Source organism: Pseudoduganella sp. UC29_106 (assembly GCF_044055365.1).
GTDB lineage: Bacteria > Pseudomonadota > Gammaproteobacteria > Burkholderiales > Burkholderiaceae_D > Rugamonas.
Genome location: NZ_CP171977.1, coordinates 161,636 through 182,684, shown reverse-complemented (window position 1 = coordinate 182,684; position 21,049 = coordinate 161,636). Strand labels below are relative to the sequence as shown.

Below are 21,049 nucleotides of genomic sequence, written 5' to 3'. Positions count from 1 at the left end.
ACACCGTGACAGGCGATTTTTTAATGTGAATCCCTTATTATATGGGAATCTTCAACACCATCCGGATTCCGCAGGCTGTTTAATGTCATTATTGTCTAATTTATCATCCCAGGGCGCGCAGGATGGCGCCGCAGCAGCCGCCGATCCCCGCCTTGCCCTCGTAAAAGAATGGCTGCAAGGCATTGGCCTCGTCGTCGTGGACTCCGCACGTCCCGCTTCCGAGGATGCCAGCTTCCGCCGCTATTTCCGTGTCGACGTGCTGCCCGAGCACCAGGCGCAGCATGGTTCCAGCCTGATCGTGATGGACGCGCCGCCCGAGCGCGAGAACGTGCCCGCCTTCGTCAAGGTGGACCAGCTGTTCGCCGATGCCGGCGTCTCCGTGCCGAAGATCGTGGCGCAGGACGTGCCGCGCGGCTTCCTGCTCCTGTCCGACCTGGGCACCACCAGCTACCTGCAGGCCCTGGACCACGACAACGCCGCGACGCTGTACGCCGAGGCGCTGTCCGCCCTGGTGAAGATCCAGCTGAAAAGCCAGCCCGGCGTGCTGCCGGAGTTCAGTCGCGAAATCATGATGCGCGACCTGGTCCAGTTCCCGGAGTGGTACATCGGCCGCCACCTGGGCGTGACCTTGACCGACGCCCAGCGCGCGGACCTGGACAAAGTCTTCGAACTGCTGATGGCGAATATCCAGTCCCAGCCCCAGGTCTTCATGCACCGTGACTACCACTCGCGCAACCTGATGTGGATGGACGAAGCCAATCCCGGCATCCTCGATTTCCAGGATGCGATGTATGGCCCAATCACTTACGACATCGGCTCGCTGATGAAGGATGCTTACGTGTCCTGGGATGAAGAACTGATCCTGGACTGGGTGATCCGCTACTGGCAGCATGCGCGCGGCATGGGCCTGCCGCTGAACAAGGACTTCGATACCTTCTACAAGGACTTCGAACTGTGCGCCCTGCAGCGCCACCTGAAGAACCTGGGCACCTTCTCGCGCCTGAACTACCGCGACAACAAACCCATGTACCTGGGCGACATCCCCACCGTGCTGGAGTACGTGCGCAAGACCGCCCACCGCTACAACGAACTGAAACCGCTGCGCAAACTGCTGGACGCGCTGGATACCAACCCGCAGCCCAAGGTCGGCTACACCTTCTGAAAGGCTGTCCCATGAAAGCAATGATTTTTGCCGCCGGCCGCGGCGAGCGTATGCGTCCCCTGACGGACACCATGCCCAAGCCGCTGCTGAAAGTACGCGGCCGCCCGCTGATCGAATGGCATATCGTGAACCTGGTGCGCGCCGGGATCACGGAAATCGTCATCAACCATTCCCACCTCGGCCACATGCTCGAGGAATACCTGGGCGACGGCAGCCGCTTCGGCGCGCAGATCCGCTATTCTGCCGAGCCCGAGCCGCTGGAAACAGCAGGCGGTATCGCCAAGGCGCGCCATCTGCTGGGCGAGGAGCCTTTCCTGGCCATCTCCGGCGACATCTACTGCCCGCACTTCGATTTCGAGCAGGTGAAGGATGTGCTGCATGACAAGGACGTGCTGGGCAACACCTACGACAAGGACAAGCGCGACGCCGCCTGGATCTGGCTGACCAAAAACCCCTGGCACAATCCCAAGGGCGACTTCGGCCTGAATATGTATTCGGTATCCAACGACGGTGAACCGAAGTGGAACTTCGGGAACATCGGCGTCTACCGCATGGAAATGTTCGACGGCATCGAGCCGGGCCAGCACGCAGGCCTGGGCAAGCTGATTCGCGCCTATGCGGACAAGGGCCAGGTGGGCGGCGAGATCTACGAAGGCGAATGGGTCAACGTGGGCACCGTCAAGCAGCTGGAAGAACTGAACGCCGTCATGAACGCATGAGCCCTTACGCTGAACGCCGCGCCAGGCTGCTGGCGCAGATGGAGCCCGGCAGCGTGGCCGTCATTGCCACGGCGCCGGAAGTCCTGCGCAACGGCGACAGCGACTACCCTTATCGTCACGACAGTTCCTTCTACTACCTGACCGGCTTCACCGAGCCGGAAGCGGTGCTGCTGCTCCTGGCGCCGCGCGGCACGGCGCCGGCGCAGTCCATCCTGTTCTGCCGCGAAAAGAATATCGAACACGAAATCTGGGAAGGCTACCGCTACGGCCCCGAAGCGGCCCGCGCCGAATTCGGCCTGGATTTCGCCTACCCCATCGGCCAGCTGGACGAACAGATGACGCGCCAGCTCTCCAACGCCACGGCGCTGTACTGCTCCCTTGCGCGCAACACCACGCTCGATGCGCAGGTGATGCGCTGGCTGGAGAGCGTGCGCCGCATGTCGCGCAGCGGCATCACCGCGCCCTCCTCCGTGCGCGACCTGCTGCCCATCATCGACGAGATGCGCCTGCTGAAGGACGAAGGCGAGCAGGCCATCATGCTGCGCGCCGGCGTAATCGCCGGCGGCGCCCACGAGCGCGCGATGCGCGCCACGAAACCCGGCATGTTCGAATACGAAATCGAGGCCGAGCTGCTGTATGAATTCCGCCGCCACGGCGCACTATTCCCGGCTTATACGCCCATCGTGGCTTCCGGCGCCAATGCCTGCGTCCTGCACTACAACACCAACAACCGCCGCACCGAAGACGGCGACCTGGTGCTGATCGACGCCGGCTGCGAATTCGAAGGCTATGCCTCGGACATCACGCGCACCTTCCCCGTCAATGGCCGCTTTAGCGGTCCACAGCGCGAACTGTATGAGCTGGTGCTGGCGGCGCAGGAAGCGGCCTTCCAGGCCATCGTGCCGGGCCGGCAGTATTCCGGCATCCACGAAGCGGCCGTGCGCGTGCTGGTGCAGGGCATGCTCGATACCGGCTTGCTGAAGGGCAGCGTGGACGAGGCAATCGCCAGCAAGTCCTACGCCCAGTTCTATATGCACGGCACCGGCCACTGGCTGGGCATGGACGTGCACGACGTCGGCCTGTACCGCGACGTGAGCCAGCACGAGAAGCCTTCGCGCCTGATCCAGCCCGGCATGGCGCTCACCGTGGAGCCGGGCATCTATGTGCGCCCGGCCGCGGGCGTGCCGGAGCAGTACTGGAATATCGGCATCCGCATCGAGGATGATGTGATCGTCACGCAGGACGGCTACCGCCTGCTGACGGCCAGCGCGCCGAAGTCCATCGCGGATATTGAATTCATCATGAAAGGCGGCGCATGACGGTCGATGCCGATATCGCCATCTGCGGCGCTGGTCCGGCCGGCATGGCGCTGGCGGCCCTGCTGGTCAAGCGCGGTATGCGCGCCGAGCGCATCGCCCTGATCGACGCCAAGCCGCTGGAGCAGGCGCAGAACGATCCGCGCTCACTGGCGCTCTCCTACGGCAGCCGCCAGATCCTGGAACAGATCGGCGCCTGGCCGATCGAGGCCACCGCCATCCATGACATCCACGTGTCGCGCAAGGGCCAGTTCGGCCGCAGCATGATCACGCGCGAGGAGCAGGACGTGCCGGCGCTGGGCTACGTCACGCGCTACGGCTCCGTGGTGCAGGCGCTGGGCGCCGTATGCGATGCGCTGGGCGTACGCTCGCTGCGCCCCGCCCGCGTGGTGCGCAAGGATGAAGACGCGAACCAGGTTGCGCTGCACCTGGAAGGCGAGGCGCCGCAAATGCTGCGCGCCGCCATCGTGGTGCAGGCCGAGGGCGGCCTGTTCGGCCAGCAGGAGGAAAAAGCCGTTGCGCGCGACTACCAGCAGACGGCGCTGATCGCCCAGGTGCGCACCAGCGCGCCTGTCGCCCACCGCGCCTTCGAACGCTTCACGCACGAGGGCCCGCTGGCCTTGCTGCCGCAGGATGAGGAATATTCGCTGGTGTGGTGCTGCCGTCCCGATACGGCGGCTGAATTGCTGGAACTGGAGGACGACGCCTTCCTGGCGCGTCTTGGGGATATGTTCGGCCACCGCGTGGGACGCTTCACGGCCACCGGCCGCCGCCTGGCTTTCCCGCTCGGGCTGAACGCCGGCGTGACGGGCAGCGCCCGCACCACGGCCATCGGCAATGCGGCTCAGACGCTCCATCCTGTTGCGGGACAGGGCCTGAACCTCGGCCTGCGCGACGCTACCGTATTGGCGCGCCTGCTGGCGCAATCGGCAACGCCCGATATGCTGGCGCGCTACGCCGAACTGCGCGCCCAGGACCGCAGCCTGACCGTGCGCGCGACGGATACGATGGCGCGCATCTTCGCCAACGAATCCCCCGCCCAGGCCCTGCTCGGCCTCTCGCTGGCCGCCATCGACATCATCCGGCCCGCCCGCTCGCTGCTGGCCGACCTGATGATGTACGGGCGCCGCTAAAAACCAAGGGCCCAAAAAGCAGGTGGCTGCCACGACGTGGCAGCCACCAGGTTCACGCCTTGGGTTTTAACTTACTCCTTACTCCGCGGCTTTCACCATGTCTTCCAGCACCTTCTTGGCATCGCCGAAGACCATCATGGTCTTATCCATGTAGAACAGCTCATTATCCAGGCCGGCATAGCCGGAAGCCATCGAGCGCTTGTTGACGATCACGGTCTTGGCCTTGTAGGCCTCGAGGATCGGCATGCCGGCGATCGGGGACTTCGGATCCTTGGCCGCCGGGTTGACCACGTCGTTCGCGCCGAGCACCAGCACCACGTCCGCCTGGGCGAACTCGCTGTTGATGTCCTCCATCTCGAACACCTGGTCGTACGGCACTTCGGCTTCCGCCAGCAGCACGTTCATGTGGCCCGGCATGCGGCCTGCGACCGGGTGGATCGCGTACTTCACCGTCACACCCTTGTGGCCCAGCTTCTCCACCAGTTCCTTCAGCGCGTGCTGGGCGCGCGCCACCGCCAGGCCGTAGCCCGGAACGATGATCACGGTTTCAGCATTCCCCATCAGGAAGGACGCATCGTCGGCCGAACCGGACTTCACGGGACGCTGCTGCTGCTGCGCGCCGCCGCCGCCCGCAGCCGCCGCCGCGTCGCCGCCGAAGCCGCCCAGCAGCACGTTGAAGAAGGAACGGTTCATCGCCTTGCACATGATGTAGGACAGGATCGCGCCCGACGAACCCACCAGCGAACCGGCAATGATCAGCATCGAGTTATTCAGCGAGAAGCCGATGCCCGCCGCCGCCCAGCCCGAGTAGGAGTTCAGCATGGACACCACCACCGGCATGTCCGCACCGCCGATCGGGATGATGATCAGCACGCCCAGCACGAAGGCGATGGCCGTCATCAGCAGGAAAGGCGTCCAGGCCGGCGTGGTGCCGCTGCCCAGCACGAAGACCAGGCCCAGGCCCACCATCACGGTAGCCAGCACCAGGTTCAGCATGTGCTGGCCGGCGAACACCACCGGCGCCCCCTGGAACAGGCGGAACTTGTACTTGCCCGCCAGTTTGCCGAAGGCGATCACCGAACCGGAGAAGGTAATCGCACCCACGAAGGTACCGATGAACAGCTCGATGCGGTTACCGACCGGCAGCGCCTCGCCCGGACCGGCAATGCCGAAGGCGGACGGCTCGCTCACCGCGGCAACCGCGATGCACACTGCCGCCATACCGATCAGCGAGTGCATTGCCGCCACCAGCTCCGGCATCTTGGTCATTTCCACGCGCTTGGCGAGGAAGGCGCCGATGCCGCCGCCGACCACCACGCCCAGCAGCACCAGGCCGAGGCCCATGCCGGAACCAGTGTAGCCGGCCGCCTGCGCGTCCGCCTTCAGTTTCAGGATCAGCGCAATCGTGGTCACGGCCGCGATGGCCATGCCGCTCATGCCGAAGGCATTGCCCGCTGGTGCGGACACCGGAGACGACAAGCCCTTCAGCGCCTGGATGAAGCAGACAGACGCGACGAGGTACATCATCGTCACAAGATTAAGGGTCACCCAGCTCATTGCGTGACCTCCTTCTGTGGCGCAGCGGCGGCGTGCGCGGCCTTTGGCTTTTCCTTCTTCTTGAACATTTCCAGCATGCGCTGGGTCACGAGGAAACCACCGAAGACGTTCACCGCGGCCAGGGCCACGGCAACGGTGCCCATGACCTGGCCGACCAGGCCCTCGGTCAGGCCGGCGGCCAGCATCGCGCCAACGATGACGATGGCGGAGATGGCATTGGTCACCGCCATCAGCGGCGTATGCAGCGCAGGGGTGACATTCCAGACCACGTGGTAGCCAACGTAAATGGCGAGCACGAAGATGATCAGGTTAGTGATGGTGTGGCTGACTTCCATTTTCGTTCTCTCCTATTTGCGCAGCGGATCGCCGCCGTGGCAGACGAGGGTAGCTTTCAGGATCTCGTCCTCGTAATCGATCGAGAGCTTGTCTTCCTTGTCGATGATCAGTTTGAGGAAATCGAGGACATTGCGTGCATACAGCGCCGAAGCGTCGGCCGCCACGTGGCAAGCCAGGTTAGGCTCGCCGACGATATGCACGCCGTGCTTGATGACCGTCTTGTTCAGTTCGGACAGAGGGCAGTTGCCGCCCTGCTCCACCGCCAGGTCGACAATCACGGAGCCGGGCTTCATGGCCTTTACCGTCTCCTCGCCGATCAGCACCGGCGCGGGACGGCCGGGGATCAGCGCGGTCGTGATGACGATATCGGCCACCTTGGCGCGTTCGTGCACCAGGTCCGCCTGGCGCTTCATCCACTCCGGCGGCATGGGACGCGCATAGCCGCCCACGCCCTTGGCAATTTCCCTCTCTTCATCGGTCAGGAAAGGGACGTCAATGAATTTGGCGCCCAGCGACTCCACCTGTTCCTTCACAGGCGGACGCACGTCGGACGCTTCGATCACGGCGCCGAGGCGCTTGGCGGTGGCTATGGCCTGCAAGCCGGCCACGCCCACGCCCATGATCAGCACACGGGCAGCCTTCACGGTACCGGCCGCCGTCATCAGCATTGGCATGAACCGCTGATAAGTATTCGCGCCAACCATCACGGCCTTGTAGCCCGCGATATTGGCCTGGGAGGACAGGACGTCCATGGACTGCGCACGCGTGATACGCGGCACAGCTTCCAGCGCAAATGCGGACAGGCCCGCCTTGGCCATGTCCGCGATGTTCTCCACATCAAAAGGATTCAGCATGCCGATCAGAACGCTGCCGCGTTTCATCAAGGCGCGTTCTTCCGCGTTGGGAGCACGAACTTTCAGAACGATCTCCGCACCCAACGCGTCCTCGGCGCTACCGATGGTAGCGCCGGCTGCCGCATATGCTTCATCTGTCACCGAGGAGGTTATGCCGGCTCCCGCCTGCACAATCACCTGGTGTTTGGATGCTAGCTTCTTGACCGTCTCGGGCGTTGCCGCGACCCGGGTCTCCCCCGGCCTTGACTCGGCCGGTATGCCAATTCTCATGATGCCTCCGATTAGTGTGAATAAACTAACTAAAATCTATCATGGAATTCCCGATAATTAATATTCCTCATCGAGCAACATTCCCTCGGGAAACTGGCTTGTCACATCGCGGTAACATGCGATAACGCGGAACAGGATAAAATGTCGGCTCTCATCAAGGATGACCCCATGCCGCGCACCTGGAAACCCAATGTCACAGTCGCTGCCGTAATCGAGCACGACGGAAAGTTTCTCCTCATCGAGGAAGAAACCAGTGACGGCATTCGCCTGAACCAGCCCGCTGGCCATCTGGATCCGCATGAATCGCTGGAGCAGGCGGTGGTGCGCGAAACCCTGGAAGAAACCGCCTACGATTTCACCCCCACAGCGTTGGTAGGCATGTATATGTCGCGCTACCGTTCGAACCGCACGGGCGAGCTGGTGACCTATCTCCGGTTTGCTTTTTGTGGTGAAGTTGGCAAGAAACACGATTTGCCGCTGGATGAAGGAATTTTGCGTACACTGTGGCTTACACGCGACGAAATTGCTGCCTGCAAGGAACGTCACCGCAGTCCGCTGCTGTTAACCCTCATCGATGAGTATCTCGCAGGCAAGCGCGCGCCCCTCGAAATTCTGCATACCCACGCTTCTGTATTCGAAGAAGTCTGAAGGACCTCAAATGAGCAAGAAAAAAGTAGTCATCGGCATGTCCGGTGGCGTTGACTCTTCCGTTTCCGCCTGGCTTTTGAAGGAGCAGGGCTATGAGGTCGTGGGCCTGTTCATGAAGAACTGGGAAGATGACGACGATTCCGAGTACTGCTCCACCCGCCAGGACTGGATCGACGCCGCCTCGGTGGCCGACGTGGTGGGCGTGGACATCGAAGCCGTCAACTTCGCCGCCGAATACAAGGACCGCGTCTTCGCCGAATTCCTGCGCGAATACCAGGCCGGCCGCACTCCGAACCCGGACGTGCTGTGCAACGCTGAGATCAAGTTCAAGGCCTTCCTCGACCACGCCATGCACCTGGGCGCGGACCTGATCGCCACCGGCCACTATGCGCGCGTGCGCCATAACGCTTCGACCGGCCGGCACGAGCTGCTGAAGGCGCTCGACCATACCAAGGACCAGAGCTACTTCCTGCACCGCCTGAACCAGGCGCAGTTGTCCAAGACCCTGTTCCCGCTGGGCGAGATCCCGAAGACGGAAGTGCGCAAGATCGCCGAGATGCTGAAGCTGCCGAATGCGGCCAAGAAGGATTCGACCGGCATCTGCTTTATCGGCGAGCGCCCCTTCCGCGAATTCCTGAACCGCTACCTGTCCTACAAGGCCGGTCCGATCAGGACGCCGGACGGCAAGGTGGTGGGCGAGCACGTGGGCCTGTCCTTCTACACGCTGGGCCAGCGCAAGGGTATCGGCATCGGCGGCGTGAAGTCCTACCAGAACGCGGACGGCTCCAGCGACGCCTGGTACGTGGCGCGCAAGGATGTGGAAAACAACACGCTGTGGGTGGTGCAGGGCCATGACCATCCCTGGCTACTGTCCGAATCCCTGCATGCAGGTCAGACCAGCTGGATCGCGGGCGAAGCGCCGCACATGGGCCGCATCGCCGCCAAGACGCGCTACCGCCAGGCCGACGTGGCCTGCGACGTGAAGCCGCATCCGGATGGCACCTTCGGCCTGGATTTCGTGGATGCCCAGTGGGCGGTCACGCCCGGCCAGTCCGCCGTGCTGTATGACGGCGAGGTGTGCCTGGGCGGCGGCATCATCGACGGCTCAAGCTTCGTCGCCTGATTCCGAGGCGCCGGCAGGCCCCTCCTGCGCCTTCTGCTGCCGCTTCACCGTGGTGATCACGGTGTTGCGGATGGTCTTCAGCACCGTGCCCGCATTGAAAGGCTTCACGATATAGCCGTTGATGCCCATCGCGTGTCCCTTGCGGATCGTGCCTTCGTCGAATTCGCTGGAGACCATGAAGATCATCGCCTTCGGCCAATCCTTGCGCATCGCTTGCATCGCCGGCGTATCCGCCTCGATGACGTCGCGCGAGACGCAGATGATCTGTGGATGGTGCTTGATCAAGAGCGCGTTGCCGGCGGCGCAGGTGTGGGCCTGGCCCACGACTTCATAGCCGCCATCCATCAGCACCGTGTTGAGCAGGCCGCGCGCCACGGCGCTGCCGTCGATAATCACTGCTTTTAACATCTGAAGTGTTTAACGGTCCCAGACCAGCATGTTCCAGCTCACGCCGATCTTCACATCCGTCTTTAGTTGTACTAATTGACGAGAAAGATACAACATCTCGCGCTCTTTTCGTAGACTTTCGCCCACTTTGTCCTTCAGGATGCCGGCGCCGGCCATGATCGCGTCCAGCGTGCCGTAAGTGCGCAACAGCCGCGCGGCCGTTTTCACGCCCACGTTGGAAACGCCGGGAATGGAATCCGTTTCATCGCCCATCAGCGCCAGCAGGTCGGGCAGCATGCCGGGCGTGACACCCCACTTCTTCTCGACCCAGGCGCGGTCGTGCCATTCGGATTTGAAGTGATCCCAGATGCGGGCGCCTTCGGCGATCAGGCAGTGCAGGTCCTTGTCGGTCGTGGCGACCACCGCCTCGCCGCGCTTCTCGCTCAGCCAGCGCGTGACCACGGTGCCGATCACGTCATCGGCTTCCACATCGGGGATGGAGATGGGGCACATGCCGATGTCGCTCAGGCGCAGGTAGAACTCCGGCAGCGCCTCGCGCAGCACCTCCGGCATCGGCTGCCTTCCCACGCGATAGCCGTTATACAGCGTGTGGCGCCAGGTGGTGCCGCCATAGTCGAAGGCCGGAAGGATGTGGGTGGGCTCGTGCCCGTTGACCAGGCGCTGGAAGGCGCTGAACGCATGGCGCAACGCAATCTCGGCCTTGAGATCCGAGTCCGGCTCCGGACTGGCCTCGTACACACGCCGCACAATATTCAAACCGTCAATGGCCAGCAATCTACCTGTCATGGTCGCCATTTTAAACCAGAGGCATAAACCTGGTGGCTGCCACATCGTGGCAGCCACCTGATTCACGCCGTGGGTTTTAATCAGCGCAGCAGCTCGTAAGGGCCGCCGCGTTCGAGGGCGCGCTGGTACGCGGGGCGGGCGTGGATACGGGCGAGGAAGGCTTGCAGCTGCGGGCGGGAAGCATCGAGCCCCGCGCGGGCGGCGGCGGCTTCGAGCGGGAAGCTCATCTGGATGTCGGCAGCGCTGAACTCATTGCCGGCGAACCAGTGGTGTTTGCCCAGTTCGGCCTCCAGATAATCGAGGTGGGTGCTGACCTGAGGCTGGATATAAGTCCCCTTCACCCGCTGCGCGATGGCGCGCGCGATGCGGCGCACGAAGAAGGGACCGGGGCTGCTCTCGACGCGGTCGAACACCAGCTTCATCAGCAGCGGCGCCATCATCGAGCCTTCCGCGTAGTGCATGAAATAGGTATAGCGCAGCTTTTCCGGCGTTCCCGCAGCGGGCACGAGGCGCCCGTTGCCATATTTCTCCACCAGGTACTCGATGATCGCGCCCGATTCCGCCAGCACCGCAGAACCATCGACCACCACGGGCGACTTGCCCAGAGGGTGGATGCGCTTCAGCTCGGGCGGCGCCAGCATGGTCTTCGCGTCGCGCTGGTAGCGCAGGATCTGGTACTCGAGCCCCAGTTCCTCCAGCAGCCAGAGCACGCGCTGCGAACGGGAGTTGTTCAGGTGGTGGACGGTCAGCATGCGAAGCCCCTGCGATATTTAGGATCGCGCAAGCTTAGCAAAAAATAGAAGGGCACCGGATTTTCGCCGGAAACCAGAAGCGTGAATCTGGTGTCAGGCACGACGTGCCTGACACCTGCTTTTGGCCTGGGTTTAAAAAAAAAGCCGCCCCCACGCCAAAGCGGGGGCGCTTCGTCACGCATCCAGGATTACTGGAAGCGGTAGGTCGCGTTCACGTACAGGAAGCGGCCGCGCGGGTCGTACTGGTTGATGTCGTAGCCATACTGGAACTGGTTGGACACCGGCACGAAGATCGAAGGCTGCTTGTCGAACAGGTTACGCACGCCAACGGCCAGGGTCAGAGGCTTGATTGGCTTGTAGGTCACGTTCAGGTCGTAGGTAGCCTGGGCGCCAACGAAGGTGCGCTGGTCGTTCAGGTCCCAACCCGCTTCATAGCGCGAAGAGTAGTTCTGGATCAGGGTGGCGGTCCACTTGTCCTTGCTCCAGGTACCGGCCAGGGTGTGCTTCCAGCGCAGTACGACGCCGCCGTTCTGCGCGCCCAGCACCGGGCTGCCGGCGGAGTCCACCAGGGTGCCTACCTTGTGCGAGATAGCGCCGCCCGGGGAGGTCTGGTCGAACTGGTCCATGTAAGTACCGTTCAGCGCCACGTCGAAGCGGCCGTAGTCGGTGTTCTGGCGATAGTTCGCGAACAGGTCGAAGCCTTTCACGGTGGCGTTGCCGCTGTTGGTCAGCAGGGTCTTGATCGACTGGATCTCGCCCGAGCTGTTCAGGGTCACGAAGTTCTTGTACGCAGCGTCGCCATCACGGAAGCGGGATACCACTTCCTGCGCCGAAGGCGTCGACAGGATGTCGGATACATTGATCTTGAACCAGTCGATACCCACGGTGAAGTTATCGAACGGCGCCAGCACCAGGCCCGCGGACTTCTGGCGGGACTTCTCAGGCTTCAGGTCCGGGTTGCCGCCGGACAGGGCGTTCACCTGGATCTGGTTCTGGCCGGTGCCCTTGTCATTGAAGGACTCGGAGGAACCCACGGTCTGCGGCTGCCACAGGTCGACCAGGGTCGGAGCGCGGAAGCCCGAACCGGCGGATGCGCGCACCAGAACCTGCTTCACAGGCTGCCAGCGCACGTTGGCCTTGTAGTTGGTCGAAGAGCCTACGTCGTCGTAGTGGTCGTAACGCACGGCGGCGCCCACGTCCAGGGTCTTCAGGACCGGCACGTTGGTTTCGCCGAACAGCGAGTTGATCTTGCGCTCGCGGTCCACCGGAGGAACGCTGCCGCCCAGGCCGGCGATGTCGCCAGCTTCCAGGGCCGGGCTCGGGGTGGTCTGCAGCTTCTCGATGCGCGACTGCAGGCCCACTGCGTACTGAGCGGTGATGCCGGCGATGGTCGGCAGGTCGCCGGTCAGTTTGCTGTCGAAGGAAGTGCTGGTGGACTTGCCGTGCAGGGTGTCGCCGGTGTACTGGGCGGACTTCAGCTTGTCAGCCAGTGCGCCGGTCTGTACGCCGCCTGGCGCCCACGGGTTCCAGTTGTTGGCCGGATCGTTGATGATCTTGGCGTAAGCCACCTGCGAGAAGTAACCGCCCGGCACGGTGCCGTCGATCTTCGACTCGTTGTAGGTCAGGCCGACTTCATAGTCCTGGCCCAGCACCACACCCTTGGCGCCGACCACGAAGCGGGACTGCTTCGCCTTGTCTTCGCTGACGCGATTGCCATAGTCGAACACGCGGCTGGTGATGGCCAGCGGCTGGCCGATCAGGCTGGTGAAGCCCTTGGACTGCAGGTAAGGCACAGCCACGTTCTGGTAAGCAGGGTTGCTTGGGTACAGGATCAGTGCCGGGGTCACGTTCTGCTTGCCGAATTCAGCATCGGTTTCCACGAAGCTCGAGCGCAGCGGGCTGCCCTGGAAGCTCTGGGTGATGGTGGACTCGGAGTACAGCACATCAGCGAACAGTTGGTGATTGTCGTTGATCTTGTAGGTGCCGTTGGCGGTGAAGTTGTTCAGTTCACGCTTCGGGGTCAGGCCCACGTAGGCAGCGCTGTCGAACACGCAGTTCTGCGCGCCCAGCGAAGTCTTGTTCGCGCCCGGGATCATGTTGATGTCGCCGCACTTGCCGCCGGCTGCCAGCGGGTTGCCGTACAGCGGGGTGTTCGGGTTGAACTGGCCCACGGTCTGCAGCGGGTTGGAGCCTGGAACGATGGCGCCTTCGATATTGCCCTGGCCGGTCGCGCCGGACGTGAAATATGGAGGACGGTTGCCGGTCGAAGCGAAGCCGCGCTCGCTGGCGAACAGTGCGCGCTCACGCTCGGCGGAAGCGGACATCACCACGGAGAAGCGGTCGGCATCCAGGTCGCCGAAGCCGGCGGTGACGGAGTACTTCTGGTTCTGGCCGCCGCCCGAGTGGGTCGGCACGCCGCCGCCAGCCTGCACTTCGATGCCCTGGAAGGACTTCGACAGGATGAAGTTGACCACGCCGGCAACGGCGTCGGAGCCGTACACGCCGGATGCGCCGTCTTTCAGCACTTCCACGCGCTCGATGGCGGCCAGCGGAATCACGTTGACGTTAACGGCTGCGCCGCCGCCGCCCGCGAAGGCAGCCAGGCGGCGGCCGTTCACCAGCACCAGAGTACGCTCGGCGCCCAGGCCGCGCAGCGAGATGGAGGACAGGCCGTAGGTCGAGGAGCCTGCGCCGGTCGAGTTGTTGGTGGAGCCGGCGGTGGACAGTGCCGAGATGGTGCCCAGCAGTTCCTGGGTGCTGGTAGCGCCGGTCTTGGCGATATCAGCTTTGGTCATCATGGTCACTGGCAGTGCAGTCTCGGAATCCACACGCTTCAGCGAGGAGCCGGTAATCTCAACACGCTGGATGGGTGCTTCAGGAGCGCTCTGTGCGAACGCAGCTTGCATGCCAACGGCCAGGCCGCCAGCGCACATCACGCGCACGGTGCGCGAGATGATGGTTTCTTTCATCATGGTTGTTGTTCCAATACGAAGTGATTTGTCCCGATCGGGCGAGGATCTTTCTCGACCGGCCGACATAAAACCACCTCGCTTGGGAAGGTGTCAATGCACACTTCGCAACAATTTGCAACAATTATCAGCTTGAAAGTTGTTATTGTGCCACGCTTTGTTCACTACTGAAGCAGTAACTGTCGCTAAGCTGCACACATTAACCCCGCATTACCATGCAACGTGAAAGATTGCTGGTCGCAAAATAAAAGCAACAAAATATGACGATTTCGTGACTTTAATGCGACACTTAGACTTAATACGTATTGACAATTGCGGGAAGTATTATTTTCTAGTGCCGCTGTGCAGCGCCCACTGGGCTGGCCTACAATGCAGACGTTGCCTGTTGCCGGAGTGCACGATGTCCATGCTTCGCTTTGCGGCCTTCGCCGCTGCCGTACTGGTTTTTGCCGCATCCCTGGCCTTGGGCGCCAGCGTCTGGATCACCGGCGTCGCTGCCGCCCTCACCCTGGTCGGCATCACCGACCTGCTGCAGACCAAGCGCGCCCTGCGCCGCAACTATCCCATCATGGCCCACTTCCGCTTCTTCTTCGAAGCGATCCGCCCGGAGATGCGCCAGTATTTTTTCGAGGACGACAAGGAAGCCGCGCCCTTCTCGCGCAACCAGCGCAGCATCGTCTACCAGCGCGCCAAGAAGGATATCGACAAGCGCCCCTTCGGCACCCAGCTCGACCTGTACGAGGCCGGCTATGAATGGATCAACCATTCGATCCAGCCGAAGCCCGTGCAGAACCACGATTTCCGCATCACGATCGGCGAGGGCCGCGCCCAGCCCTACTCGGCCAGCGTGTTCAATATTTCCGCCATGAGTTTCGGCGCCCTGTCCGCCAACGCCATCCTGGCGCTCAACGCCGGCGCGAAGGCGGGCGGCTTCATGCACGACACGGGCGAAGGCAGCATCAGCCCCCACCACCGCCAGAACGGCGGCGACCTGGTATGGGAAATCGGCTCCGGCTACTTCGGCTGCCGCAATGCGGACGGCAGCTTCTCCGAGGAGGCCTTTGCCGCCAATGCCTGCACGCCGCAGGTGAAGATGATTGAGCTGAAGCTGTCGCAGGGCGCCAAGCCGGGCCACGGCGGCGTGCTGCCCGGCGCCAAGGTGTCGCGCGAAATCGCCCTCACGCGCGGCGTGCCGGAAGGCGTGGACTGCATTTCCCCCGCCACCCACTCCGCCTTCAGCACGCCCGTCGAAATGCTGCAGTTCATCGACAGGCTGCGCAATCTCTCCGGCGGCAAGCCGACCGGCTTCAAGACGGCCATCGGCCACCCCTGGGAATTTTTCGGCATCGTCAAGGCCATGCTGGCCACCGGCATCACGCCCGACTTCATCGTGGTGGACGGCGGCGAAGGGGGCACCGGTGCGGCGCCCGTGGAATTCACCGACCACGTGGGCACGCCGCTGCAGGAAGCCCTGCTGCTGGTGCATAACACCCTGGTCGGCGCCAACCTGCGCGACAAGGTGAAGATCGGCGCCTCCGGCAAGATCATCACGGCCTTCGATATCGCCCGCACCATCGCCCTCGGCGCCGACTGGTGCAATTCCGCGCGCGGCTTCATGTTTGCGCTGGGCTGCATCCAGTCGCAGAGCTGCCACACGGACCGCTGCCCTTCCGGCGTCGCCACGCAGGACAAGCTGCGCCAGCGCGCCCTCGTAGTGCCGGACAAAGCGGCCCGCGTCGAGCAGTTCCATACCAATACCTTGAAGGCGCTGGCAGAACTGATTGCCGCGGCCGGCCTTATCCACCCGAACCAGCTGAAGCCCCACCACATCGTGCGCCGCATCTCCCCCAACCAGGTGAAGCTGGCTTCCGCCCTGCTGCCCTACCTGTCCCCCGGTGAGCTGCTGGACGCGGGCCGCACACCCCACCTGCCGCCCGTCTACACCCTGTACTGGCCAATGGCGCGCGCCGAATCCTTCCATCCGCTATAATGATGCATATGTTTTGCATCTTATAAGCGCCATCATGACCGAGCTGACCGCCGATTCCATCGCCACCCTGGTCCACACTTTCTACGACGACGTGCGCGCCGATCCGGAACTGGGGCTGGTCTTCAACAACGCCATCGGCGAGCATTGGGATACCCACCTGGCGCGCATGGTGGATTTCTGGAGCAATGTGATGCTGGGGGTGAAGGGCTTCCAGGGCAATGTCTTCGGCAAGCACATGGCCCTGCAGGGCGTGGAAGCGCGCCATTTCGAGCGCTGGCTCGCGCTGTTTGAGGCTGCCGTGGACCGCCTGTTCGACGGCGAGGTGGCGGACGAGTTCAAGATCGTCGCCCGCCGCATTGCGCACAGCCTGCAATACGGCTTTTTCGGCAAAGTGCTGGTGCCTTAAACTCCAAACCCACGGCCCAAAGCAGGTGTCAGGCACATCGTGCCTCACACCAGGTTCACGCCTTGGGTTTTCAATGCTGCACGTGCAGCTTGATGACGCGGCGCTTCGGAGCGGCGCCGGCGGACGGCGTGTCAGGCGTGGAAGAAGATGCCGAGCCGCTATCGCAGCTGCCGCAGGTATCGCATCCATCGCTGCAGCCGGAGCCGCCCTTTTTCTTTCGGCGCCACGGCACGGGAAGGTACTTGCCGCTGACGTGCAGCAGGGCCGCCACCACAATTACACCGACAATCACTTCCTGCCACATGATCAGGCTCCTGCCAGCGCCAGCGCGACGCGGTAAGTAATGAAGGAGGCCGTGTAGGCCAGGGCGAACATATAGCCGGCCATCATCAGCGAGTAACGGATGCTGCCCGTCTCACGGCGGACTACGGACAGCGTGGAAATGCACTGCGGCGCAAACACATACCAGGCCATCAGCGACAGCGCGGTCGCCATGCCCCAGCTCTCGTGGATGACAGGCGCCAGCGAATTGGCCAGCTCATCGCCGGTCTGGGACATCGCATACACGGTACCGAGCGCACCCACCGCCACTTCACGCGCGGCCAGGCCCGGCACCAGGGCGATGCAGATCTGCCAGGTGAAGCCGATCGGCGCAAAGATCACCTCCAGGCCGCGGCCCAGGATGCCCGCCAGGCTGTACCAGATCGGCGGATGGGTGGCGCCTTCCGGCGCGCCTGGGAAGCTGCTCAGGGCCCACAGCAGGACCATCAGCGTGAGGATGATGCCGCCGACGCGGCTCAGGAAAATCTTGGCGCGCTCCCACAGGCCGATGGCCAGGTTGCGTGCATGCGGCCAATGATAGGCCGGCAGTTCCAGCATCAGCGGCTGGTTGCGCTTGGCGCCCATGGAGCGCTTCATGAACCAGGCCACCCCCATCGCGGAAATGATGCCGGCAAAGTAAAGGCAGAACAGCACCAGTCCCTGCAGCTTGATTGCGCCCCACACCTGGCGGTCCGGAATGAAGGCGGCAATGATCAGCGCATATACGGGCAGGCGCGCCGAGCAGGTCATCAGCGGCGCGATCATGATCGTCACCAGGCGGTCGCGCGGGTTCTGGATGGTGCGCGCGGCCATGACGCCCGGAATCGCGCAGGCGAAGGACGACAGCAGCGGGATGAAGGCGCGGCCGGACAGTCCCACGCCGCCCATCAGGCGGTCCAGCAGGAAGGCGGCGCGCGGCAGGTAGCCGCAATCCTCCAGCGCCAGGATGAAGAAGAACAGGATCAGGATCTGCGGCAGGAACACCAGCACGCCGCCGACGCCGGCGATGATGCCGTCCACCAGCAGGCTGCGCAGCACGCCCTCGGCCATATGCTCCTTCACCAGCGCGCCGAACGCTTCCACGCCGCCGGAAATCATATCCATCGGCACTTCAGCCCAGCTGAACACGGCCTGGAACACCAGGAACATCAGCACGGCCAGGATCACGGGACCGGCGAACGGGTGCAGCACCACCTGGTCGATCTTCTCGCTCAGGTTGCCGCGGTCACCCTCATCCTGCACCGCCACGGACAGGATACGGCGCACTTCGCGCTGCGTTTCCTCCACCGGCACGGCATCGATCGCGCCCAGCGCGTTCGGCCTGGTTTCGTAAATCGGCCACATCGCGTCCAGCGCGCCCAGCAAGTTCTTTTCGCCACCGCTCTGCACGGCCACCGTCTCCAGCACCGGCATGCCCAGCTCCTGGGACAGCCTGGCCACATCGACAATGATGCCGCGCTTTTTCGCGACGTCCATCATGTTCAGGCACAGCAGCATCGGCAGGCCGAGGCGCTGGATTTCCAGCACCAGGCGCAGGTTCAGGCGCAGGTTGGTCGCGTCCACCACGCAGACCACCACGTCCGGCGAACGCTCGCCGTCGCGCAGGCCCGCGACCACGTCGCGCGTGATGGCTTCGTCCGGCGTGTGGGCGGACAGGCTGTAGGCGCCCGGCAGGTCCAGCACGCGGAAAGCGCGGCCTTCGGGCGTAGTGAACTGGCCTTCCTTGCGCTCAATCGTCACGCCGGCGTAGTTCGCCACTTTCTGGCGCGCGCCGGTCAGGCGGTTGAACAGCGCGGTCTTGCCGCAGTTGGGATTGCCCAGCAGGGCAATGACGGGCTGCTGCGCAACGCGTTGCGCGGAAGTTTCTGCTGCACCCATGTTTATTCCGGTTGAACTGCGATCAGCGCCGCTTCAAAGCGGCGCAGCGCGAAGGTCGCATTGCCGACCTTGATGGCCAGCGGTTCGCCGCCCGGCAGGCCGCGCTTCAGCATGCGAATGCGCTCGCCCGGTACGAAGCCCAACTCCATCAGGCGGCGCGCCAGGTCGGCGCCATCTTCGGTCTCGTGGACATTCGCAGGAGCGATGTTGACAACCGTGCCGCTTTTCCCGACCGCCAACGCGTCGAGGTTGATGAGGGTTGGTACAAGAGTCATGGCGGCGTTCCGGTATGTCTGGTTGGAAAGGCGATTATACGGGCAAATGCGAATCGTTTGTATTTACGCTTGCATTGTAAGCCGATTCCTGTAGAATTGAAACCGAAATGATAATGATTCTCATTAAGAGAACATTAATCTTGGCAGTTCAGCCATAGGTAATATCTATTAGCCAGAGGGTAGTAACAATGATCGTTTGTGTCTGCAACAACATCTCTGATCGTGAAATCCGTCAAGCCGTAGATCTGGGTATCACTTCCATCGACGACCTGCGCGCTGCGCTGGGCGTGGCGACCAACTGTGGCGAATGCCTCAGCTACGCCATGGAAGTGCTGGATGCACATATCGGCGCCACGACCACCATGCAGGAGACCGTGCTCAAGCGCCATTCGATGATCGAATAAGGAGCGCTATGACCACGATGACTTTCCCCGCCTGTTCTTACGGCGGTGCGCCCGGCGGCAGGCTGGGCAAAGTGGCGGTCATCCTGGCGCTTCACGCTGGCCTGTTTTTCCTGATTAAGAATGGCATGCTGCACCGTGCTGTGCAGCAGCTGCCCGAAGTCGTCAACGTCACCTTCGTTACTCCTCCCGCGCCACCGGCCCCGCCCGCTCCGCCGAAATTGGTGGAAGTGGCGCACAAGGCTCCCAATATCGTCACGCCGCCGCTGCCCATGCTGCCAGTCGTGATCGAAAACACCATCACCATGCCGCCGCCTGCGCCGCGCAGCGCCGATCCGGCGCCCGCGCCTGCCGCTGCGGCGCCGGTCAGCGCGCCCTCCGCACCCGCTGCGCCAGCACCGACTGGCCCGCGCGTGATCTCCGGCGTGGAATATATCCGCGCACCGCAGCCGGTCTATCCCTCGATGTCGCGCCGCATGGGCGAACAGGGCGTGGTCACGCTGCGTGTGCTGGTCAATGAACAGGGCCGCGCCGAGCAGGCCAGCGTGCAGCAATCGTCCGGCTTCTCCGGCCTGGACGAAGCCGGACGCCAGGCGGCCATGCGCGCACTCTTCAAGCCCTACCTCGAAGACGGCAAGGCGATCCCTGTCTACGTGATCGTGCCGATCAATTTCCGGATGTCGTAATTCCCGGCCCGACGCGCGCATGGACTCCGCCATCAGTTCCCAGCGCACGTCAAGGTTGTTTGCTGCCGGCGCAAGCAGCGCCGCCCTGAGCGCGGCCGCTGCCTTCCTCATCTACGTCATGCTTGAAGAGCAGCCAGGCATAGTTCAACTGGCGGCGCTCGCCGCCGCAGGGGTGCTGATCGGCATCCTGGTGGGATGTGTGGCCGGCGCTGGATATGCCAAAGTCACCGGAGCGGGAGCATTCGCCGGCACCGTGGTCCTGTGGACTCCAGTGGTGCTGGTGACGTACGGGTTCGCGCTCCTCTATCTTCCCTTATTCGCACTGTACGGCGTGCTGGTGGCGCTCGCGTCGAAAGCTGGCGGCGCGCTGCGAAGTTAGGTTTCCGCCCAGAGTCGCAGCAGGTTGTGATAGTGGCCGGCGAGGCCGACGGTGGCTTCGCTGTCACCGTGCTGGGCGCGCAGTTTCTGGATATTCTGGTCGAGGTCGAACAGCATATTGCGCTGCCAGTCGTCGCGCACCATGCTTTGCGTCCACAGGAAGGATGCTACGCGCTCGCCGGCCGTGACGGGGTTCACGCGGTGCACGCTGCTGGAGGGATAGATGATTGCGTCGCCGGCGGGCAGTTTGACTTCGTGGGCGCCGTAGGCGTCCATCACCGTCAGTTCGCCGCCTTCGTATTCTTCGGGGTCGCTGAGGAAGACGGTGGTGGAGACGTCTGCGCGCAGGGTCTGCTTTGTGACCGGGTTCACGCGAATCGAGCCGTCGATATGCAGGCCGTAGGTTTCGCCGCCGGCGTAGCTGTTGAAGTATGGGGGCAGCACTCTTAAGGGCAGCGCTGCCGAATAGAACAGGGGGTTGTTGACCAGGGCCTTCGTGATGATGTCCCCGAGTTCCAGCGCCAGCGGACTGGCTTCGGGCAGCTGACGGTTGCGCTTCACTTGCGCGCCCTGGCTGCCGACGCTCTGACGGCCGTCGATCCATTCCGCGGCCGCAAGGCGCTGGCGGAATTGTTTGACCTGGTCTGGCGTGAGGATGTGGGGGATGTGGAGCATCATGTT

General features: G+C 63.2%; 22 protein-coding genes. 11 read left to right on the top strand and 11 right to left on the bottom strand.

The window, feature by feature from the left end; genetic code table 11:
• The first annotated feature begins 82 nt into the window (after positions 1-82).
• From ACHMW6_RS01220 to ACHMW6_RS01205, 4 genes are read left to right on the top strand one after another with little or no spacing between them, the layout of a single operon-like run.
• Positions 83-1,162, top strand: a complete 1,080-nt coding sequence (locus ACHMW6_RS01220; protein WP_395404870.1) for an aminoglycoside phosphotransferase family protein — start codon at positions 83-85, stop codon at positions 1,160-1,162.
• Positions 1,163-1,173: 11 nt separating this feature from the next.
• Positions 1,174-1,881 (top strand): N-acetylmuramate alpha-1-phosphate uridylyltransferase MurU, encoded by a 708-nt coding sequence (murU, locus tag ACHMW6_RS01215; protein WP_395404868.1) that lies wholly within the window; start codon positions 1,174-1,176, stop codon positions 1,879-1,881.
• Positions 1,878-3,200: a Xaa-Pro aminopeptidase gene (gene pepP, locus ACHMW6_RS01210; protein ID WP_395404866.1), complete on the top strand. Its 1,323-nt coding sequence runs from the start codon at positions 1,878-1,880 to the stop codon at positions 3,198-3,200. The genes murU and pepP overlap by 4 nt, the downstream gene beginning before the upstream one ends.
• Positions 3,197-4,330: an FAD-dependent monooxygenase gene (locus tag ACHMW6_RS01205; RefSeq protein WP_395404864.1), complete on the top strand. Its 1,134-nt coding sequence runs from the start codon at positions 3,197-3,199 to the stop codon at positions 4,328-4,330. The genes pepP and ACHMW6_RS01205 overlap by 4 nt, the downstream gene beginning before the upstream one ends.
• Positions 4,331-4,408: 78 nt before the next feature.
• Here the strand turns inward: ACHMW6_RS01205 and ACHMW6_RS01200 are convergent, their stop codons facing one another.
• The 3 genes from ACHMW6_RS01200 to ACHMW6_RS01190 are packed head-to-tail and all read right to left on the bottom strand — an operon-like array spanning position 4,409 to position 7,347.
• A complete protein-coding gene (locus tag ACHMW6_RS01200) occupies positions 4,409-5,887 on the bottom strand; it encodes an NAD(P)(+) transhydrogenase (Re/Si-specific) subunit beta (RefSeq protein WP_395404862.1) in 1,479 nt (492 codons plus the stop codon).
• Complete coding sequence (locus ACHMW6_RS01195) at positions 5,884-6,222, bottom strand: proton-translocating transhydrogenase family protein (RefSeq protein ID WP_395404860.1); 339 nt, start codon at positions 6,220-6,222, stop codon at positions 5,884-5,886. Before ACHMW6_RS01195 ends, ACHMW6_RS01200 begins: the two co-directional genes overlap by 4 nt.
• A gap of 12 nt (positions 6,223-6,234) precedes the next feature.
• Entirely contained in the window at positions 6,235-7,347 is a 1,113-nt protein-coding gene (locus ACHMW6_RS01190) for a Re/Si-specific NAD(P)(+) transhydrogenase subunit alpha (RefSeq protein WP_395404858.1), read from the bottom strand.
• A gap of 168 nt (positions 7,348-7,515) precedes the next feature.
• Here ACHMW6_RS01190 and ACHMW6_RS01185 point away from each other — a divergent pair, with 168 nt between their 5' ends.
• Together ACHMW6_RS01185 and mnmA are read left to right on the top strand one after the other, a co-directional pair.
• Positions 7,516-7,995 carry an NUDIX hydrolase gene (locus ACHMW6_RS01185; protein ID WP_395408499.1) on the top strand — a complete coding sequence of 160 codons (480 nt, stop codon included), beginning with the start codon at positions 7,516-7,518 and terminating at the stop codon, positions 7,993-7,995.
• A gap of 10 nt (positions 7,996-8,005) precedes the next feature.
• Positions 8,006-9,118, top strand: a complete 1,113-nt coding sequence (gene mnmA, locus ACHMW6_RS01180) for a tRNA 2-thiouridine(34) synthase MnmA (protein ID WP_395404856.1) — start codon at positions 8,006-8,008, stop codon at positions 9,116-9,118.
• Here the strand turns inward: mnmA and ACHMW6_RS01175 are convergent.
• The 4 genes from ACHMW6_RS01175 to ACHMW6_RS01160 all read right to left on the bottom strand — a co-directional run bounded on the left by ACHMW6_RS01175 (position 9,101) and on the right by ACHMW6_RS01160 (position 14,036).
• Positions 9,101-9,526 (bottom strand): ANTAR domain-containing response regulator, encoded by a 426-nt coding sequence (locus ACHMW6_RS01175; RefSeq protein ID WP_395404854.1) that lies wholly within the window; start codon positions 9,524-9,526, stop codon positions 9,101-9,103. The two genes, mnmA and ACHMW6_RS01175, sit on opposite strands and share 18 nt — an antisense overlap.
• 9 nt (positions 9,527-9,535) lie before the next feature.
• Positions 9,536-10,312 (bottom strand): 5'-3' exonuclease H3TH domain-containing protein, encoded by a 777-nt coding sequence (locus tag ACHMW6_RS01170; protein WP_395404852.1) that lies wholly within the window; start codon positions 10,310-10,312, stop codon positions 9,536-9,538.
• An 80-nt stretch (positions 10,313-10,392) separates the two neighbouring features.
• Positions 10,393-11,064, bottom strand: coding sequence for a glutathione S-transferase (locus ACHMW6_RS01165; protein WP_395404850.1), 672 nt, complete (start codon positions 11,062-11,064; stop codon positions 10,393-10,395).
• Between the two features lie 188 nt (positions 11,065-11,252).
• Entirely contained in the window at positions 11,253-14,036 is a 2,784-nt protein-coding gene (locus tag ACHMW6_RS01160; protein ID WP_395404848.1) for a TonB-dependent receptor, read from the bottom strand.
• A 397-nt stretch (positions 14,037-14,433) separates the two neighbouring features.
• On the opposite strand from ACHMW6_RS01160, the gene ACHMW6_RS01155 reads away from it, so the two are divergent.
• Positions 14,434-16,023, top strand: a complete 1,590-nt coding sequence (locus ACHMW6_RS01155) for an FMN-binding glutamate synthase family protein (RefSeq protein WP_395404846.1) — start codon at positions 14,434-14,436, stop codon at positions 16,021-16,023.
• A gap of 34 nt (positions 16,024-16,057) precedes the next feature.
• Positions 16,058-16,429: a group III truncated hemoglobin gene (locus ACHMW6_RS01150; protein WP_395404844.1), complete on the top strand. Its 372-nt coding sequence runs from the start codon at positions 16,058-16,060 to the stop codon at positions 16,427-16,429.
• 70 nt (positions 16,430-16,499) lie between these two features.
• On the opposite strand, the gene ACHMW6_RS01145 is transcribed toward ACHMW6_RS01150, so the two are convergent.
• From ACHMW6_RS01145 to ACHMW6_RS01135, 3 genes are read right to left on the bottom strand one after another with little or no spacing between them, the layout of a single operon-like run.
• The gene (locus ACHMW6_RS01145; RefSeq protein ID WP_395404842.1) at positions 16,500-16,733 is read right to left on the bottom strand and encodes a hypothetical protein; all 234 of its coding nucleotides are present in this window, start codon (positions 16,731-16,733) and stop codon (positions 16,500-16,502) included.
• A 2-nt stretch (positions 16,734-16,735) separates the two neighbouring features.
• A complete protein-coding gene (locus ACHMW6_RS01140; protein ID WP_395404840.1) occupies positions 16,736-18,628 on the bottom strand; it encodes a ferrous iron transporter B in 1,893 nt (630 codons plus the stop codon).
• A 2-nt stretch (positions 18,629-18,630) separates the two neighbouring features.
• The gene (locus ACHMW6_RS01135) at positions 18,631-18,903 is read right to left on the bottom strand and encodes a ferrous iron transport protein A (RefSeq protein ID WP_395404839.1); all 273 of its coding nucleotides are present in this window, start codon (positions 18,901-18,903) and stop codon (positions 18,631-18,633) included.
• Between the two features lie 188 nt (positions 18,904-19,091).
• On the opposite strand from ACHMW6_RS01135, the gene ACHMW6_RS01130 reads away from it, so the two are divergent.
• Genes ACHMW6_RS01130 through ACHMW6_RS01120 form a run of 3 tightly spaced genes read left to right on the top strand, consistent with a single transcriptional unit; the run spans position 19,092 to position 20,369 of the window.
• Positions 19,092-19,307: a bacterioferritin-associated ferredoxin gene (locus ACHMW6_RS01130; protein WP_395404837.1), complete on the top strand. Its 216-nt coding sequence runs from the start codon at positions 19,092-19,094 to the stop codon at positions 19,305-19,307.
• Positions 19,308-19,315: 8 nt separating this feature from the next.
• Positions 19,316-19,990: an energy transducer TonB gene (locus ACHMW6_RS01125; RefSeq protein ID WP_395404835.1), complete on the top strand. Its 675-nt coding sequence runs from the start codon at positions 19,316-19,318 to the stop codon at positions 19,988-19,990.
• A 19-nt stretch (positions 19,991-20,009) separates the two neighbouring features.
• Positions 20,010-20,369: a hypothetical protein gene (locus ACHMW6_RS01120; protein WP_395404833.1), complete on the top strand. Its 360-nt coding sequence runs from the start codon at positions 20,010-20,012 to the stop codon at positions 20,367-20,369.
• Here ACHMW6_RS01120 and ACHMW6_RS01115 read toward each other — a convergent pair.
• Complete coding sequence (locus tag ACHMW6_RS01115) at positions 20,366-21,046, bottom strand: Fe2+-dependent dioxygenase (protein WP_395404831.1); 681 nt, start codon at positions 21,044-21,046, stop codon at positions 20,366-20,368. The two genes, ACHMW6_RS01120 and ACHMW6_RS01115, sit on opposite strands and share 4 nt — an antisense overlap.
• Positions 21,047-21,049: the final 3 nt, after the last annotated feature.